Origin of the sequence: Micromonospora sp. NPDC047707, from assembly GCF_040704235.1 — a bacterium.
Lineage (GTDB): Bacteria > Actinomycetota > Actinomycetes > Mycobacteriales > Micromonosporaceae > Micromonospora.
Map to the genome: position 1 here is coordinate 1 of NZ_JBEYSU010000106.1, position 3,671 is coordinate 3,671.

Annotated in this window: 2 protein-coding genes and 2 pseudogenes; 1 reads left to right on the top strand and 3 read right to left on the bottom strand. The window is 62.8% G+C overall.

All coding sequences use genetic code 11. From position 1 onward, the window contains the following. Window positions 1-213 precede the first annotated feature (213 nt). Together AB0873_RS31960 and AB0873_RS31965 are read right to left on the bottom strand one after the other, a co-directional pair. Entirely contained in the window at window positions 214-1,182 is a 969-nt protein-coding gene (locus AB0873_RS31960; RefSeq protein WP_366604479.1) for a 2-dehydropantoate 2-reductase, read from the bottom strand. A gap of 967 nt (window positions 1,183-2,149) precedes the next feature. Continuing rightward, window positions 2,150-2,551 (bottom strand): FtsX-like permease family protein, encoded by a 402-nt coding sequence (locus AB0873_RS31965; RefSeq protein ID WP_366604481.1) that lies wholly within the window; start codon window positions 2,549-2,551, stop codon window positions 2,150-2,152. A gap of 79 nt (window positions 2,552-2,630) precedes the next feature. On the opposite strand from AB0873_RS31965, the pseudogene AB0873_RS31970 reads away from it, so the two are divergent. Further along, window positions 2,631-2,896 (top strand): annotated as a pseudogene (locus tag AB0873_RS31970) (hypothetical protein); the annotation flags it as partial. A gap of 539 nt (window positions 2,897-3,435) precedes the next feature. Here AB0873_RS31970 and AB0873_RS31975 read toward each other — a convergent pair. Beyond that, a pseudogene (locus AB0873_RS31975) lies at window positions 3,436-3,545 on the bottom strand (IS481 family transposase); the annotation flags it as partial. Window positions 3,546-3,671: the final 126 nt, after the last annotated feature.

Below are 3,671 nucleotides of genomic sequence, written 5' to 3' on the forward strand. Positions count from 1 at the left end.
CCAACCGGGCAGGGCCGCCGACGCTGGACAATGCGCTGGAAGCCCGCCCTCAACGCCTTCGACATCGCTTTCGAAGGCCGCCTGTCCGCAGGCCGAAAGTAGCCGTCAAAACCGTGGACACACCGTTCGTTTGACAGTCCGGGATTGGTCCGTCCCCCGCGCGATTCGAAGTTCCTCGCGGATCTCCGGACAAAAATGCCATCAGGTCTCAACTTAGCCATATTGTATGGGGGGAAACAAAGTCTTGATCCGTCGTTCGCCCATCATGGCGGCGGCTGCACGATCCAACAGCAGTTCATGCAGCATGTCGTGCATTGGAGTTGGAACCCGAGCTTCCTCCCCAAGCCGCACCACCACTCCGGTCCACGCATTAAGGGCCGAAGGGCGCTTTTCTAGAATGTCCTGCTGTAAGGAGAAGCGTCCATTTTCGGGCTGCCGATCGGCGAGGGCCATCGCGGTCTCGACAACATCTTCCGGCAAGCAAACACGCCGGGCGTAAGCTACTTCTCGGATCTCCTGCATTAGGGCGGCAAGCAGCTTGCGGGTTCCTGGCTTTGAGCGCAGGACGCCGATAGGCTCATCCATCGCTGCCCCCAGTGCGCCGAAGGGCACCATGAATAGAAGCTTCGACCACAACTCTACCCAAATGTCGGCTGGGACGCTCGTCAGTATTCCAGCCTCTTCCAGCGCGAAGCGAAGCCGCTTAACTCTCGCCGTCATTCGATTGTTCCACTCGGCGTATGTCAGGAGGCCCGGTCCACTCATCTGCCGGGCGGCACCGAGCGCCTCGGGGCGGAAGGAAATGCTCGCAGTGCCCGGAAACACCGCGCTCGAGCCATACCTTTTCGCGATGCGATATGGCGCGTCAACACCGTTCTGGGTCGTAACGATCGCCGTATCACGACCAAGAAGCGGGGAAAGTTGATCAATAATCGCGCCAACCTGCCACGCTTTAACTGCAAGGATCACGAAATCTGATTCGCCGAATTCCCGAGCGCTTTCTGCGGCCGCAACACGTGGCACGTCGGCGCTTCCTGCGAATCCACATGCTAACAGGCCGCCTGCCTGAATCGTCGTCAGCGTCAGGCCATGAGTAAGCAAAGCGACGTCATGTCCAGCTGCGGCCAGCCGCCCACCGAAATAACCGGCAATGCTTCCTGCGCCAACCACTGCGAACCTCATCTTACGTCCTTTCAATTAGCGCCCCTCTAGGTACGCGCCCTCCGGCAGTAAAGGGCAAATCGATACCAGTTCCTCAGCTATCCAGCGTGCAACAAATTAGCTAGCAGGACGAAGGACGTTCCCCCCACCCAAAGTCACGCCGCAAGTCGTTGCCCCATTTCCGCACATAGCCTCATTCTGGGCTAGGCGCCAATCAAGAACGTCAGGCAGATGACCTATCATCAGCGCCGGATAACCTTGCCTGCTGCCACCCGACACAAACGCCGCAGAGTGGAGCCTTCACGGTCAGGAGCGGAAACAGTTACTGTTCGCCAACGAAGGCTTGATCGAAAGCAGGTCCGTTCAGGACAGATGGCCACAACTTGACCCAAAACAGGAGCAGCTCAAATGCGAACTGCCGTGCATCGACCCCACGTCGGGCGTCACTGAGACAGCCGACTGCCACCGTCAAGGCGTGGTCGGTGGCCCTGGCCCGTTACGGCGTGGACGACCTCGAGTAGCTGCTCGCGGCGGCCGGTGAAGCGCTGCACCGGTGCGCCCCCATTTAGGGCGCAATGGCGTGTTCGACCGGGATGCGCTGGGAAGACAGGGCGTTGCGGATTTCGTCCCAGAAACAGCCGGTGCCGCGGCGCAGGAACGCGTGGCGGCGACGTCACCATCCGCGTCGACCGCGACCGGCGCGAACCGACGGCGACGGATCAACCGCGCTGGTTGATCCGGCAGCCCGTCGGCGATCGGTCGAATGCTCTCGGCCGGGGCGTCGTACGCCACCAGATGACCGTATCTGCGCCGGTCGCCTTCTCGCAGCAGCAGCTCCGGCGAGCTCCTGAAATGCGCCCGCCGCCAGCAAACAGCATCTGAACGTGTCGGCCAGACCGCACGCGCGGGTCGTGAGGCACGCCAGGCATCCGGATCTGCCGCGGTGCGCGTACCCTCGCGGTCGGTCCCCAATTCCTGGGGAGAGGTGTCAGACGCGCATGACGGTGGCGATTGGGATGCGGGCGGCGCGGATGGCCGGGATGAGGCCGCCGAGCAGTCCGGCAACCAGTCCGGCGATGACGCCCGCGGCCCCTGCCTGCCAGGGAAACACGAGATCTCGTATAAACTGCTCCCGGTCGCCGAATAGCGTGCTGACTGCGGTTAGTGCGAGTGCGGACAGGCCGATGGCGGCGGCTGCGGTGAGCAGCCCGGTCAGGAGTGTCTCGGCGAGGACGATGCCGGCGAGCAGCGGCCGTGAGGTGCAGACGGCGCGTCGCAGCGCGAATTCTTCGACCCGTTCTCCGACGGTCGCGAGGCCGACGTTGAGGATGCCGGCGACGCCGATGAGCAGGACCAGGCCGGCCATGCCGAGGAAGATCCAGCGGCCCACCTGGTGGCCCTGGTCCGCGCCCGGCGCTACCTTCATCAACGGCCAACTGGTCGAGCGTCCAACCGACCTGGCCGCCGAGCACGTCGGAACCTTCCACGCCCAAGTTCATAGTCACCCCGACGGGACGATGGTCCGCATGACCTGCTACACCGCCGACTACCAAGGCGTCCTGCAGCCCAACAGCGAGATCGAGAAAATGGTCTGGCTCACCCACGCCGACCGCCACCGAGTTCCCCAGTCGACCAGATCATCTTCGATGACCTACACGAGACCGCGCGCATGCGATGGGGCAGCGTCAACACCCGTCCACGGGTATTGACAATTTTCAGCATCGCAGGGTGCTGAGCGTGGAGGACTCAGGCAGGTCGGCGGCGAGCGAAGGTTGCTTGACGACGGCGGTAGAAGTAGGTGGTGAGCGAGCGAGGGTTGCCGTATGGCGCGATCAACGTCAATTGCGAGTGCTGCGGCTTGGTACGGCGGATCAGGGACCGTGGCGGGACGGTGCCAAAGATTTGTGACGAGTGCGCGTAGTATCAAGGCCAGTTGACCGGAACGCCGCGCGCAGCGGGCCGAGACCACGAACGGTAACTGCGCCGCCGGCTCGACGCCCTGCCGGGCCAGTGAGGCGAAATCGAAAGTCGTGGCTGACGCCGCACAAAAGCGGATCACTTCAGCGTTGGCAAGCCGAGGAGCGTTGGAGCGACGGCTGCACGAGGCTGCTCAACGCACCGGCCACTCATGTCCCACCACTCAGATAGCCCTTCAGCCAAGGGTCACCAAATGGCTCGCGTGCACCAGGAAGTCATCAGGAGCAGCCGCGGCTACCTCGGCTATGAGGACGACGAGTAGCGCCGAGGACTAGCTATGCATCTGCCGGAGCTTGGTTACACCTGGGTCTGGGTCTTCTGCTTGAGGCGTTCGTATGGGGTTTGGCCGGCGAGGGAGCCGTGGGGGCGGTGGTAGTTGTAGTAGAGTCCTCCCACTCTTGGAGTTTGTCGTTGAAGACGCCGGTGTCGTCGATGACCACGCCGTCGAGCATCCGGCAGAACTCCTCGGCGGGGATGAGGTGTGAGCGTTCGATGCTCCTATGTTCGTCAAGCCGCTGTTGGAAGCGGGTTGA

Coding starts and splice junctions, on each gene's coding strand:
- AB0873_RS31960 (WP_366604479.1), bottom strand. CDS start 1,182: ATGAGGTTCGCAGTGGTTGGCGCAGGAAGCATTGCCGGTTATTTCGGT.